At 67.7% G+C, this 14,135-nt stretch carries 11 protein-coding genes; 3 read left to right on the forward strand and 8 right to left on the reverse strand.

The features are described from left to right. Positions 1-96: 96 nt before the first annotated feature. On the reverse strand, positions 97-1,509 hold the full coding sequence (locus tag JQ633_RS30060; protein ID WP_211988937.1) for a mannose-1-phosphate guanylyltransferase/mannose-6-phosphate isomerase: 1,413 nt from the start codon (positions 1,507-1,509) through the stop codon (positions 97-99). Positions 1,510-1,842: 333 nt separating this feature from the next. Between JQ633_RS30060 and JQ633_RS30065 the strand changes: the two genes are divergently transcribed. Together JQ633_RS30065 and JQ633_RS30070 are read left to right on the forward strand one after the other, a co-directional pair. After that, positions 1,843-2,808: a lysylphosphatidylglycerol synthase transmembrane domain-containing protein gene (locus tag JQ633_RS30065; RefSeq protein WP_211988938.1), complete on the forward strand. Its 966-nt coding sequence runs from the start codon at positions 1,843-1,845 to the stop codon at positions 2,806-2,808. 9 nt (positions 2,809-2,817) lie between these two features. Beyond that, on the forward strand, positions 2,818-3,843 hold the full coding sequence (locus tag JQ633_RS30070) for a glycosyl transferase (protein ID WP_211988939.1): 1,026 nt from the start codon (positions 2,818-2,820) through the stop codon (positions 3,841-3,843). Positions 3,844-3,861: 18 nt separating this feature from the next. Here JQ633_RS30070 and JQ633_RS30075 read toward each other — a convergent pair whose 3' ends face one another. From JQ633_RS30075 to rfaD, 6 genes are all read right to left on the reverse strand, one after another. Beyond that, complete coding sequence (locus JQ633_RS30075; RefSeq protein ID WP_211988941.1) at positions 3,862-4,803, reverse strand: NAD-dependent epimerase/dehydratase family protein; 942 nt, start codon at positions 4,801-4,803, stop codon at positions 3,862-3,864. Further along, on the reverse strand, positions 4,800-6,014 hold the full coding sequence (locus tag JQ633_RS30080) for a glycosyltransferase family 4 protein (RefSeq protein ID WP_211988943.1): 1,215 nt from the start codon (positions 6,012-6,014) through the stop codon (positions 4,800-4,802). Before JQ633_RS30080 ends, JQ633_RS30075 begins: the two co-directional genes overlap by 4 nt. Positions 6,015-6,060: 46 nt before the next feature. Beyond that, positions 6,061-7,974 carry a nucleoside-diphosphate sugar epimerase/dehydratase gene (locus JQ633_RS30085; protein ID WP_211988945.1) on the reverse strand — a complete coding sequence of 638 codons (1,914 nt, stop codon included), beginning with the start codon at positions 7,972-7,974 and terminating at the stop codon, positions 6,061-6,063. Between the two features lie 136 nt (positions 7,975-8,110). Continuing rightward, the gene (locus JQ633_RS30090) at positions 8,111-9,391 is read right to left on the reverse strand and encodes an O-antigen ligase family protein (protein WP_211988947.1); all 1,281 of its coding nucleotides are present in this window, start codon (positions 9,389-9,391) and stop codon (positions 8,111-8,113) included. An 8-nt stretch (positions 9,392-9,399) separates the two neighbouring features. After that, positions 9,400-10,872, reverse strand: a complete 1,473-nt coding sequence (rfaE1, locus tag JQ633_RS30095) for a D-glycero-beta-D-manno-heptose-7-phosphate kinase (protein WP_211988949.1) — start codon at positions 10,870-10,872, stop codon at positions 9,400-9,402. Positions 10,873-10,890: 18 nt separating this feature from the next. Beyond that, on the reverse strand, positions 10,891-11,871 hold the full coding sequence (gene rfaD, locus JQ633_RS30100) for an ADP-glyceromanno-heptose 6-epimerase (protein ID WP_211988951.1): 981 nt from the start codon (positions 11,869-11,871) through the stop codon (positions 10,891-10,893). 136 nt (positions 11,872-12,007) lie between these two features. On the opposite strand from rfaD, the gene waaF reads away from it, so the two are divergent. Continuing rightward, on the forward strand, positions 12,008-13,072 hold the full coding sequence (gene waaF / locus JQ633_RS30105) for a lipopolysaccharide heptosyltransferase II (RefSeq protein ID WP_211988954.1): 1,065 nt from the start codon (positions 12,008-12,010) through the stop codon (positions 13,070-13,072). Here waaF and JQ633_RS30110 read toward each other — a convergent pair. After that, on the reverse strand, positions 13,054-14,085 hold the full coding sequence (locus tag JQ633_RS30110; RefSeq protein ID WP_433995709.1) for a glycosyltransferase family 4 protein: 1,032 nt from the start codon (positions 14,083-14,085) through the stop codon (positions 13,054-13,056). The genes waaF and JQ633_RS30110 overlap by 19 nt on opposite strands. Positions 14,086-14,135 lie beyond the last annotated feature (50 nt).

Consider the following 14,135-nt stretch of genomic DNA (forward strand, 5'->3'; position numbering starts at 1 on the left):
GTGGGGAGCCTGGCGAGGCAATCACCCCACGTCGTCCCGGCCCCGTGCGCAAGTGCGCACTAGGCCGGGACGACGCCGCGGGTGGTTCTCGCAACCTCAGCTGCGCCGGTAGTCGTCCTCGATGCGGATGATGTCATCCTCGCCGAGGTAGCTGCCGGTCTGCACCTCGATCAGCTCGAGCTGGATCTTGCCGGGGTTCTCCAGCCGGTGCACCGCGCCGATCGGGATGTAGATCGATTCGTTCTCGTGCACGGTCTTGACCAGTTCGTTGACGGTCACCTGCGCGGTGCCGCGCACCACGATCCAGTGCTCGGAGCGGTGATGGTGCTTCTGCAGCGACAACCGTCCGCCCGGCTTGACGACGATGCGCTTGACCTGATGGCGCTCGCCATTGTCGACCGACTGGTACGAGCCCCAGGGCCGATGCACCTTGATGTGGCTCTCGGTCACCTCGGGCGCCGTCACCTTCAATTTCGCAACCAGGCGCTTCAGTCCGTTGGCGTCCTTCTGCCGCGACACCAGCACGGCGTCCTGGGTGGCGACGACGACGAGATCGTCGACGCCTTCCAGCGCGACCAGCGCGCGGTCGGTGGTGACGTTGCAGTTGCGGGAATCCTCGAACACGGCGACGCCGCGCGCCGCATTGCCCTGGCCGTCCTTGTCGGAAAGCTCCCAGACCTGGCGCCACGAGCCGATGTCGGACCAGCCGCAGGCCACCGGCACCACCGCCGCCTGCGAGGTCTTCTCCATCACCGCATAGTCGATCGAGATCGCCTTCGCGGCGGCAAAGGATGGCACGTCGAGCTTGACGAAGCCGAGATCGCGCGCCGCATCCGTCACCGACTGTTCGATCGAGGCGACGCTGTCGGCATCGACATTGCGATACTCGTCCAGCAGCGTCGCTGCGCGGAACATGAAGTTACCGCTGTTCCAGAGATAGCCGGCATCGATATAGCCCGCCGCGGTCGCCGCGTCCGGCTTCTCGACGAATTTTGCCACCGCCCTCACCTCGCCGGCGACGGTCTCGCCGGGATTGATATAGCCGTATTCGGTGGCGGGACGCTCCGGCCGGACGCCGAAGGTCACGATGCGGCCCTGCTCCGCCGCCGCCTGCCCCTCGCGGCAAGCCGCGACGAAGGCCGCGGTGTCGCGCACCAGATGATCGGCGGCGAGCGCCAGCACGATGGCATCCGGATCGCGGCTCTGCGCGAACGCCGCGCCGGCTGCGATCGCCGGGCCCGAATCGCGGCGCATCGGCTCCAGCAGCACGTCGGCCTCGAGGCCGATCGCGGCGAGTTGCTCCAGCACCATGAAGCGGTAGGCCTCGTTGGTGATCACGATCGGACGCTCGAACGAGGCCGCATCCGAAACCCGCAGCAGCGTCTCCTGGAAGGTCGAGCGCGCCCCGAACAGCGACAGGAACTGCTTCGGATGCACCTCGCGGGAGGCCGGCCACAGCCGCGTGCCCGCGCCGCCGCACATGATCAGGGGGATAATTCGTCGGTTCATCGATGCCTCAAGTCCTGTCAGGTCGGTGGATGACACATCAAGATCGCGGGAAGGCCGCCGGCGTCAACGGCCCGGTTGCCCGGGAAACCACGGGAGCAATACCACTCAAACCCGAAGGTCCGGCGGCACTTTGGTGGTATCGTAAACCCCCGGTATGCGGCTGACTGTCCCCGTTCCGGCCTCTTTAGCCGCCGGATCGAGCCTGCCGCAATAGGGACCCGGTCCGCCTATTGCCAGATCGTCGCAGAAACCATACCAAGGCCGGCGAATTTGGGCGCGCGAAGGCGTTTTGCGCTGTTTTTGACACATTCTGAACTGGCTAGCGCGGGCGACATGCGCCGAATCCTGCTTTCTGCACTCAAGATCCTGGTCTCGGCCGCGCTGCTTTATCTCTCGTTGCGCAAGGTCGATCTGCATGACCTCGCCTCGCGCATCCAGCTGGGGAGCCTCGGCTGGCTGGCGCTGGCGATCGCGATCACCTTCCTGCAGATCTTCCTCGGCGTACTGCGCTGGCGGGAGATCGGCGTCGAGTGCGGCGCGCCGCTGCAGACCTCGCAGGCGATGCGCTTCAACGTCATCGGCACCTTCTTCAACCAGACGCTGCCCTCCTCGATCGGCGGCGATGCGGTGCGGCTGTGGCTCGTCGCCCGCAACGGCGCCGGCTGGCGCGCCGCCACCTATTCGATCTTCGTCGATCGCGCGGTCGGGCTGATCGCGCTGGCCGTGGTGATCGGCGCGACCTTGCCGTGGAGCTACCGGCTGATCTCCGATTTCCATGGCTGGACGGCGCTGCTGCTGCTCGACCTGGCGGCGCTCTGCGCCGGATTCGGCTTCCTCCTGATCGGCGTTTTGCCCTGGCCCTGGCTGAAGCGGTGGTGGGGGACGCATCACATCCATGCTTGCGCCGTGATCGCGAACCGGGTGCTGTTCAGCCGTGCGCACGGGCTGAAGGTCGCGGTGCTGTCGGTGCTGATCCACGTGATGGCGGTCGTGATCGCCTGGTGCGTGGTGCAGTCGATCGCCGCGCCGGTCACGTTCGGCGAGATTTTCCAGCTGCTGCCGCCGGTGATGCTGATCACCATGATGCCGATCTCGATCGCGGGCTGGGGCGTGCGCGAAGCCACCATGGGCCTCGCCTTCGGCTATGCCGGATTGGCCGCCAATGAAGGCGTCAACATCTCGCTGCTGTTCGGCGCGGTGTCGTTCGTGGTCGGCGTGTTCGGCGGCCTGGTATGGATCCTGAGCCCGGAAAAAGCCGCCAAGGGCTCCGAGCCGATCGAAGCCCCCGTATCGCAATAGCCGGCCAGAATGACCAGTTTCGAAATCCTCCTGTCGCTGATCGCAGCGATCCTCGCCGCGGCGCTCTCGGCACTCCTGATCCAGGCGACGCGGCCGCTGCTGCTGCGCGTGGCGCTGGCCAAGCCGAATGCGCGCTCCTCGCACCGGATCCCGACGCCGCAGGGCGCCGGCATCGCGGTCGTGGTGGCGACGCTGCTCGCCGGCGGCATCGTGATCGCGCTGGCGGGATCGCCGGACCTCACGGTTCCGCTCACCGTGTTCGCCGCCGGCCTGTTCATCGCGGTGGTCGGTTTTGCGGACGACATCCGTCCGCTGCCCGTCGTGCCCCGCCTGCTGCTGCAGGCCGCCGCGGTCGCCGCCGTAGTGTTTGCCGCGCCCGCCGAGCTGCGGATCGTTCCGGCCTGCCCGCTGCTGCTCGAACGCGCCCTGCTGCTGATCGGCGGCCTGTGGTTCGTCAACCTCGTCAACTTCATGGACGGGCTCGACCTGATGACCGCGGCCGAAGCGGTGCCGATCACGGTGGCGGTCGCCCTGCTCGGCAGCCTCGGCCACGTCCCGGCGGCAACGGCGATCGTCGCCGCCGCGCTGTTCGGCGCGCTGCTCGGCTTTGCGCCGTTCAACCGGCCGGTCGCCAAAATATTCCTCGGCGATGTCGGCAGCCTGCCGATCGGCCTCTTGCTGGGCTGGTGCCTGCTCGAGCTCGCCTGGCACCAGCAGTTCGCCGCCGCGCTGCTGCTGCCGCTGTATTATCTGGCGGATGCGACCGTGACGCTGTTGCGCCGCATGGCGCGGCGCGAAGCGTTCTGGGCCGCGCACCGCTCGCACTTCTATCAGCGCGCGACCGACAACGGCTTTTCGGTATGGCAGGTCATCGGCAGTGTGTTCGCGCTCAATGTCGTGCTGGCGCTGCTCGCCTTCGCGTCGGTGGTGCTGAACTCGCTGGCCGCCGATATCGCGCTGCTGCTGGCCGGCGCGCTCGCCGTCGCCTTGCTGCTGCGCCGATTCTCGCGGCCGCGCGCGGCCAAATCCGCGTGACGCAGAACGCCGCAGCGTTCAGTCCGCGGCGTGATCCAAAGCGAGCCTGAGGCCCTCGTCGAGACTGACCGGCGGCGACCAGCCGCTTCCGGCGAGCTTGGAGAGGTCGAGCTCGAGCGAGCCGAGCAGGCTGTCATTGGCTTCAGTGCGACCGCTGACCTTGAGCAACGAGCGCAGCAGCGGTGCCGGCAACCGGAACAGACGCGGCGAGGTGTGCGCAGCGTAAGCGAGGCGCTCGATGAACTGCGGCGTCGACACCTGCTCGCTGTCGGCCACCAGGAACACATCGAAATCCTGTCCCGGATACGTCAGGCGATGCAGGATGAACGCGGCGAGATTCTGCACCGACAGGAACGCGCGGCGGTTGTCGATGTTGGCGAGCGGCAGCGGAATGCCGCGCTTCACCGCCTTTTCGAGCAGCGCGAAATTGCCCTTGGCCCCAGCGCCGTAGATCAAGGGCGGCCGGATCACGGTCACCCGCATGCCGCTGCCCGGCGCCAGTTCCTTCAAGCCGACTTCGGCGGCCGCTTTCGACATGCCGTAAAGGCCGCGCGGCGTCAGCACATCGTCCTCGCGAAACGGCGGGCGCCCGTTGTTGCTGCGCCCGTGGACCAGGATCGTGCTGACGAAGACGAAATCGCGCACGCCGGCTGCGATCGCGGCGCGCGCCAGATGCAGCGTCCCGCCGACATTGATGTTGTGGTAGAGCTCGACCGCATGCTCCTCGTCCTGGTGATGGACGCGCGCGGCAAGATGCACTACGGCATCCACCCCGGCGAGCGCGGCGCTCCAATCCGTGGTCGGGCCGAGCGCGTCGATCCTGACGTCATTGGCGTACTGCGGCGAGGTTCGCACCGCGCGGCGCGTCGACCAGCCGTGGCGCTCCAGCACGGGCAGCACGTGGCGGCCGACGAAGCCGCTTGCGCCCGTCACCAGAACCTTCGGTCGACCGTCGTTCATGCCGTCCGCTCCAGCTCGCGATTGCACAGCAACTCCCCGATCAGGGCGGCATAGCTGCCGAGCGCCCGCTCCGGACTGAAGGTCCGCGCCGCCGCCACCGCCCGCTCGGCCATCGCGGCGTCCTGCGATCGCGAGGCGAGCCGAACCGCGTCGGCGAGCTGATCGGGCCGGCCCGGCGTCACGACCCAGCCGAGCCCGCTCTCCTTCACCGTCAGCGCGGCCTCGGCCTCCGGCTCGGAGACCAGGATCACCGGACGGCCGGCCGCGAGCAGATTGTAGAACCGGCTCGGCACCGACACGCCGGCGACGTCCTTGCGGTAGGGAATAAGCCACACATCGGCGCTGGAGAGAAGCGCATCGAGCTCGCCGTCGGCGACACGGTCGACCAGCGTGACATTGCCGAGCTGCGCCGCGGACTGCATGTCCTTCAGGCGATCGAAGCCGATGCCCCAGCCCGAGAGCAGGAAGTGGATGTCAGCCTCGTCGCGCAACAGCCGTGCCGCCTCGAACACGATGTCCGGATCGTGGGTGAAGCCGAGATTGCCCGACAGCCCGACCACGAAGCGCGCGGCGATCGCCTTGCGGAACGGATTGTCCGGGCTCACCGGCCGCGCGGCGGGCGCGAGCGTCGCCCAGTTCGGGATGAACCTGATCTTGTCCGGCGTCATGCCGCGGTAGCGCAGCAGCAGCTTCTCGGCGTCGCGGCCGATCACGATCACCGCGTTCAGCGCGCGGAACATCAGCGCGTTGATGCCGCGCATCGCGCGCGCGACCAGCGAGGTCGGCCGCAGCAGGCCGGCCATGACCAGCACATCCGGAAACAAATCATGCAGGATCAGCGCCGACTTGGCGCCCTTGAGCCGCGCCGCGGCGGCCACCGCATAGGGCAGCACGAAGGGCGCGGTCACGGTCAGCGCGACGTCGCCGCGCTTGAGCCGCGTCAGCAGCGCGATGAAAATCCGCACCGTGAACAGCAGCTCGGCCAGCGCGCGCTTGATCAGCGCCGCCTTGCCCGGCAGGCGGTTCTTGATCTCGACCACGACGGGCCGTCCGGGCGCCGCCGGATTTGCCGAGCCCGGCATGCCGGAGACCACCATCACCTCGGCATCGTCAGCGATCCGCTCGGCGATCGCAGCCATGATCGCGGCGGTCGTCGAATGATCCGGCGGATAGTGCTGGCTGACGACGACCACTTTGTTGGGACTACGCATCAGCGGCTTTCGCGATGGAGCGTCCGTGCCGCGCGCGAGGGCGCGATCAGGCGGCATTCGATCCGAACTCCGGCACGGCGTCCTGCAGCACGGCGCGGATGGTCAGGCGGTCGTCCTTCTCGATCGCCTCCTCCAGCGCCGCGAGCCATTTGCGCAGCGTCAGCATCGGCGGCTGGTTCGGCTTGGCCGCCATCATGCCGTCGACGCCGATCTCGATGGTCGGCTCCTGGCTGGCGAACAGGATCTCGTTCAGCCGCTCGCCGGGGCGGATGCCGCTGAACACGATCTCGACGTCGACGCCCGGCTGCAGGCCGGACAGGCGGATCATCCGCTCGGCGAGATCGACGATCTTGACCGGCTGTCCCATGTTCAGCACGTAGACCGAGACGTCGGGCCGCGCCGGCGTCATCGCGTGCGTCGCCGCCGTGATCACGAGGTCGCAGGCCTCGCGGATGGTCATGAAGTAGCGGACCATGTCCGGATGGGTGACCGTGATCGGCCCGCCGGCCTCGATCTGGGCCTTGAACTTCGGCACCACCGAGCCGTTGGAGGCCAGCACGTTGCCGAACCGCACCGAGATCAGGCGCATATGCGGCTTGCTGCCGGCCTGGGCCATCAGGTCGTGATCGAGCGCCTGGCAGTACATTTCCGCGAACCGCTTGGTCAGCCCGAGCATCGACACCGGCTCGATCGCCTTGTCGGTCGAGATCATGACCATGGCGCTGGCGCCGGCGGCGAGCGCGGCGTCGGCGACGTTGACCGAGCCGAAGATGTTGGTCTTGACGCCCTCGCTCCAGTCGCGCTCGAGGATCGGCACATGCTTGAGCGCCGCCGCGTGGAACACGATATCGGGCTTGAACTCGCGCATCAGTCGCGCGATGCGCTCGCGGTCCCTGATGTCGGCGATGCGGCCCTCGATCAAGGCGCCGGTGTCGCGGGCGGACAGCGCCTCGGTCACGGCATAGAGCGCCGGCTCCGAATTCTCGACCACCAACAGGCGCGCCGCGCCGAAGGTCGCGACGCGGTCGCAGATCTCCGCGCCGATCGAGCCGCCGCCGCCGGTCACGATCACCGACCTTCCCTTCACCAATGCCTCGAGCCGTGCATAGTCGATCTTCTGGGTCGGCCGCAGCAAGAGGTCCTCGACCGCGACATTGGTGAGGCGCGGCGCGTCACCGCTCTCCAGCGACGGCAGGCGGCTGACCATCATGCCGAGCCGCTTGGCGCGCATCAGCACGCTTTCCGGGTGCGCCTCCGGCTCGAACGCCGACGGTGTCATGACCACCCGCTTGATCGGGCGCTGCCGGGCCTCGAAGTCGCGAATCACGGCCTCGATGTCGTCGACGCCGCCGACCACGGGGATGTTGCGGATCATCTGGCCGCGGTCCGACGGCGATGGCGACACCACGCCGACCGGCCAAAGCCGCTTGATGGCGCCGTTCTCGATGCCGCGCAGCACCACCTCGGCGTCCGCGGTGCGTCCGACCAGCAGCGCCGGCGCGGCGTTGTCGGAGCGGGCATGCAGGCGGGTGCGCGAGTAGCGGAAATAGCGATAGCCGAGCCGCAGCGCGCTCAGCGCGGCGACTTCGAGGAAGAAGAACAGGATGATCGTGATGCGGCCGAGGAACACCGAGCCGTGCGCGCCCGCCCCGGTGAAGAAGTAGACATAGTCCAGCACCACGAGCGCCAGCGTCAGTATCACCGCGACGCGCAGGATGTTCACCGCATCCGGCAGCGAGGTGAAGCGCCATTTCGCCGTGGTCAGGTTGGACAGATAGCTGACCACGATGCTGAACAGCACGAACCAGGGCAGGATGCGCAGCAACTGCGGCAGCCGGTCGGCGAGCAAATTGCCCTCGAACCGCAGATAGAAGCTCGCCAGCAACGCGAACGCCGTGGCGAGCGCGTCATGGGCCAGGATCAGGAAGTTGCGCAGAGTGAACTGTGAAAGGCGCGTCATGCAGTGGACGGGTCAACGACAAAGCTGGAATTTGGGACGAGACGTCATGGGCTGATAGCGCATCTGCTGCGCGCATGCCAGCGATCATGAACGGATTGGGATCATTGCCGGATTGGGATCATGGGCGGACTTGCGATCATGGCCGGATCGGACGTTCGGGTTCCGTGCCGGCCCCCGCCCGCCCCTTCAACGCCATGCCGCCGGCGACGCCGACCCCCAGCACATACATCCATCCCTCGTGAAAATCGAATATGTGAGAATTGAACAATGATGAAAAAACATTCTGTACCACGACGAGGAGCCCGACCCAATTGACGAGACCGCCGCCGCGGAACAGCAACAAATGCAGTATCCACATCGCATACAGCAGCGCAACGCCGATCATGCCCCACTGCACGGCGACGTTCAACGTTTGATTGTGCGGATTGCCGATTACCTCACCCGAGGCGCTTCTGACGCCGCCGGTGGCGACGCGCTCGAACAGCCCCCGCGTGGCGCCGGTACCGTGGCCGATCAGCGGCGCCTCGGCAAAGAAGCCGAGCGACTTGCGCCAGAATTCCAGCCGCAGCCCGATCGAGGTCGGCGCGTTGCGCTGCTTGTAGAGCTGGTAGTCGCGGTTGAACGACTCGGCGGTCTGGCGCAATTGCGGCGATGAATACCACGCCACCACGGAGAGCGCGGCGACCCCGCACAGGATCAGCACGATGCTGCGCCAGCGCAGATGCAGCAGCGCGAACACCGTGAACATGATCGGCACCGTGACCAGCGCGGTCCGCGACACCACCACGAACGCCATGTTGGCGAAGAAGCTGACCGCGATCACCGCCAGCAGCGCGGCCGGCAGGAAGCGCTTCGCGCGCAGCAGCATCACGATCGGATAGCACAGCGCCACCGCGCACAGGGTGAACTCCTGGCTCTGGTTGATGTGATCCTTGACGAAGATGCCGCGCTCGGCGGTGCTCGGCGGCTTCAGCGTGAGACCTGGATATTTCAGCACCAGCCAGGACATCGCCATCAGCAGCGTGCAGGAGACCAGGAACGCGACGAACACCCAGGTGCCGCGCGTCGAGCGCTGGAAGTGATAGAACAGCACCGGCAGCACCAGCAGCTTGGCGGTCGGCTCGACCGCGTAGAACCGCGCGCGCCAGACCGCATCCGACCAGAGCGTGCCGACCAGCGCGAGACCGAACAGCATGATCGGCACCACGCAGATCGGCCGCTTCAGCAGCGCCCAGAAGGCCCGCAGGTCGATCGTCGGCGCGATCGCGAGCAGCAGCACCACGCCGAAGATGCCGACCAGCGAGGTCGACCACGGCAATGACAGCGCAATCAGCACCGCGACCACATCGCTGGTCAGCCGCCATCGCACCGGATCGCGCCATGCGGGCAGCGCCGCGGCCGGCGGCAAGGAGGCCATGCTCACGCTCACGCCTTGCCTCCGCGGGCACGATCGACCAGCGACGTCGTGCTGTGGCCCGGCAGGATATCGATCAGCAGCACCTCGCCGCCGGCGGCCTCGACGATCTCATGGCCGACCACCTGGTCGCGGGTGTAGTCGCCGCCCTTGACCAGCACGCTCGGCCGCACCCGCCTGATCAGTTCGATCGGCGTGTCCTCCTCGAAGATCGCGACGAGGTCGACCGCCTCGAGCGCCGCCAGCACCTCGGCGCGCGCCCGCTCGTCCTGCACCGGGCGCCCCTCGCCCTTCAGCCGCTGCACCGAGGCATCGCTGTTGAGGCCGACGATCAGGCGGTCGCAGGCCTTGCGCGCCGCGGTCAGCACCTTGACGTGGCCGGGATGCAGGATGTCGAAGCAGCCATTGGTGAAACCGATGCGCAGATCCTGGCTGCGCCATTCGGCGAGATGCGCGTCGAGATCGCCGCCGGCCGGGACGATCTTGTCCTCCGCCACCAGCGAGGCGTGCGGCAGGATCCGCCGCCGCAACTCGTCCGGCTTGACGATCGCGGTGCCGGTCTTGCCGACCGCGACCGCGGCCGCGGCGCTGGCGATCCGCAACGCGCCGTCCCAGTCCGCGCCGGCGGCCAGCGACAGCGACAGCGCCGCGGCGACGGTGTCGCCGGCGCCCGAGACGTCGCGCACCTTGACCGGCAATGCCGGCACGTGAATGGACTGGCCGTCGCGCGTCACCAGCGTCATGCCGCGCTCGCCCTGCGTCACCAGCATCGCCTCGCAATCGGCAAGCACCATCGCATCGGGCGCGGCCTGGGCGATGCTGTCCTGGGTGTCGGCGCGGCTGCGCGTCGCCTCGGCGAATTCCTTGCGGTTCGGCGTCAGCACGGTGGCGCCGCGGTAGATCGCAAGATTGGCGCTCTTCGGATCGACGATCACGCGCTTGCCCGCCTGCCGCGCGGCGTCGATCACGTTGCGGATCACCCGCGCGGTGAGCACGCCCTTGGCGTAGTCGGACAGCAGCACGATGTCGGCGCGCGCGAGCTGCGGCAGGATCGCATCGATCAGCTGCTGCTCGACGGCGGGCGCGGCCGGCGCGGCCAGCTCCCAGTCGGAGCGCAGCATGTGGGTGGAGAAGTGCTCGGAGACGAAGCGGACCTTGCGCGTGGTCGGACGGGTGGCATCGCGCACCAGCACGCTCTCGATGCCGCTCTCCTTCTGCAGCTGCGCCGTCAGTGCCGCGCCGGCGGCATCCTCGCCGATCAGGCCGATGAAGATGCAGCGGCCGCCGAGCGAGGCGATGTTGCGCGCGACATTGCCGGCGCCGCCGATATTGGTCTCGCTGCGCCTGACGGCGATCACCGGCGCCGGAGCCTCCGGCGAGATCCTCGACACCTCGCCATAGACGAATTCGTCGAGCATGAGGTCGCCGACACAGAGCACGGTCTGGCCGGACATCGCACGCGAGATGGCTTCAAAATCGAACATCTGTGACCATGACCCGCTTCAGCGATAGCGATCGGCGCGGTTGAGGAAGCCCTTCACATAGGCCTCGACCGCGTCTTCCAGCGCAGTGAAGCCGCCGTTATAGCCCGCGTGCTGCAGGCGATCGACCGCGGCTTGCGTGAAGTACTGGTAGCTGCCGCGAATCTGCTCCGGCATGTCGACATATTCGATGTTGGGCCGCAGGCCCAGCGCGCCGTAGGCCGCAACGATCAGGTCCTTGAAGCTGCGCGCCGCGCCGGTTCCGACATTGAACAGCCCGCTCACCTTGGGCGTTGCGAGCAGCCACATCATCACCGTGACGACGTCGTCGACATAGATGAAATCGCGGCGCTGGTCGCCATCGGCGATCCCGTCGCGATGCGACTTGAACAGCTGCACAACTCGGCCGGCTCTGACGTCGTCGAAGCGCCGCGCCAGCACGCTCATCATCGTGCCCTTGTGATACTCGTTCGGGCCGAACACGTTGAAGAACTTCAGCCCCGCCCATTGCGGCGGCAGGCGGTCGCCGCGCGCCGCCCGCTCCGCGACGACGAGATCGAACAGCTGCTTGCTCCAGCCATACAGGTTCATCGGCCGCAGCCGCTTCAACGCCGCGACCGACGGATCGTCGTCGAAACCCTGCTCGCCGTCGCCATAGGTCGCGGCCGAGGAGGCGTAGAGGAACGGCGTGCCGGTCTCGGTGCACCAGTCGAGCAGCCGCAGCGAGAGGCGGAAATTGGTCTCGACCACGAGGTCGCCATCGGTCGCGGTGGTCTCCGAGATGGCGCCGAGATGGATGACGGCATCGAGCCGCCGCCCCTTCAGCCAATCGCCGAGCTCGGCCGGCGGCACCAGGTCGGCCAACTGGCGCTTGCCGAGGTTCCGCCACTTGCCATCGTGCCCGAGGGTATCGGCGACCACGACGTCGCTGCGGCCGGCCTCATTGAGCGCCGCCACGACGTTCGATCCGATGAAACCGGCACCCCCGGTTACCAGAAACATATGGAAATCCCACCAAATTTCACTGCGGCTGCCAGCTTTGCCCCACTCCAGCGCCACAGGCAACGACGGCTTTACCTGCCTGTGCGAACCAGTTACCGGAGTGGCCGCAATCGCCCCGGCTTGGCCATTTTTAGATATGAATAATGATTCAGTCATAGGTATCGAGACCCAGGACGCCTCGGATACGCGTCCGATCCTGGTGATTCCCTATGTCTGGATCGGGGACTTCGTCCGTGGCCAAACCGTGGTCCGGGTGCTTCGCAAGCGCTGGCCGAACCGGCCGGTCGACCTCCTGGTAACGAAACTCTGCGCGCCGCTGGTCGATTACATGCCGGGCGTCCGTGCCGGGGTAGTTTTCGACCTGCCGCGCAGCCGGCTGGCGCTGGCCCAGCAGTGGGCGCTTGCGGCCGAGTTCCGCAAGCGGAACTACGCCACCGCCCTGGTGCTGCCGCGCACCTGGAAGGCGGCGCTGGCGCCGGCCCTCGCTGGTATCCCGGAACGCATCGGCTTCTTCGGCGAGGCCCGATTCGGCCTGATCAACGCGATGCGCTGGGGCGAGCGGCGGCTGCCGCGCTTCATCGACAAGAATGCCGTGCTGGCGCTGCCCGACGGCGCGCCGCGGCCGCCGGAATGGCCGGTGCCGCAGCTTAAGGTTCCCGCGGACGAGATCGCAAAGTGGCGGCAGGCCAACGGATTGGGCAGCGGCCCCGCCATCGCGCTCGGGCCGGGCTCGGTCGGCGAGTCGAAGCGCTGGACCTATTACCCGGAGGCCGCCCGGCAGTTTGCCGAGCGTGGGCTCGACGTTTGGGTGGTCGGCGGCCCCGGCGAGAAGGCGCTGGCGCAGCAGATCACCGCCGCCGGCGGGCCGCGGGTCCGCGATCTCACCGGCACCGACCTGCGCAATGGCGTGCTGGCGATGGCCGCAGCCAGCGTCGCGATCTCGAACGATTCGGGGCTGATGCATATCGCGGCCGCGATCGGCACGCCGACCATGGGCATCTTCGGCCCGACCAGCCCCTATCTCTGGGCTCCGCTCAACGGCCTTGCCGCCACGGTGCTGCAGACCAAGAGCAAGCTGCCGTGCCAGCCCTGCCAGCGCACGGTTTGCACCATGAACGATCATCGCTGCATGCGCGATCTCGCGGCCGAAGAAGTGGTCGGCATCGCCCAGCGCGTGCTGGCTCAGATCAGCGAACGATAGACCGCGGCGATCGCCCTCGCCTCGGCATCGAGGCTGAACTTGTCCACAACCCGCGCCCGCGCCCGCTCCCCCATCGCCTCCGCCGCTGCGACGTCGCGCATCAAGGGCTCCAGCGCGGCGGCCAGCGCAACGGCGTCGCCCGGCAGCGTCAGCACACCCGTGACGCCGTCCTCGACGACGAATTCGGCGGCGCCCGCACGCGCCGCCACCAGCGCCGCGCCGGCCGACATCGCCTCGATCAAGGTCAGGCCGAAGCCTTCGTTGCGCGAGGTGAAGGCGTAGATCGTCAGGCGCTGATACCAGCGCACGACATCCTCGATCGGCAGCTCGCCGGTGATGATGATGCGCGACGTAAGGCCCGCGGCCGCGATGCGCTGCTTCAGCTCATTGGCAAAGCCCTGCTGCTCCGGCACCACGGCGCCGACGATCACTGCGGTGAAATCCGGATAGCGCGGCAGCAAGGCGCACATCGCATCGACGAACACGTCGCTGCCCTTCTGCGCGCGCACGCGGCCGAAGCAGCCAATCGCGTATCGTCCCGGCAGCCCGCTCTCGGCAAACGCCGCCGCGCGATCGGCCGGCGGCGCGTAGCGATCGGTGTCGACGCCATGCATCACCACCGTCGCGTCGCGCTTGAGATAGGACGCCGACAGCGGGCTGGTCGCGATGATCGCATCCATGTTGCGGATCAGCCACCGCGTCAGCCAGGTGTGATGACGCTGCGCCGCGGAGGTGAAGACGAGTTTCAACGGCCAGCCGAGCGCGCGCAGCAACAGCCCTGCGATCATCTCGTCGTTGCGCCGCGCGTGCCAGATCAGCGGCGTCGCGCGCCGCCACAGCCGCAACAGATCGAAGAAGCCCATCGCGGCGATGCCGTCCGGCCGGTGCGATCCGAGCCAGGCCGCGCGAAACATCCCGGCGAGCAGCGGCGCGACCATGCGGTTGGTCGCGGTGACGCCGGAATAGCGTCTGTGCAGATTCGGCACGATGAGCTCGAGCTCGCCGGCGGACATGTTCTCGATCGGCACGCAAGTCTCCGTTTCGCGCCAGTTCCTATACGCAA

This window comes from Bradyrhizobium tropiciagri (genome assembly GCF_018130505.1).
GTDB classification, from domain to species: Bacteria; Pseudomonadota; Alphaproteobacteria; order Rhizobiales; family Xanthobacteraceae; genus Bradyrhizobium; species Bradyrhizobium tropiciagri_B.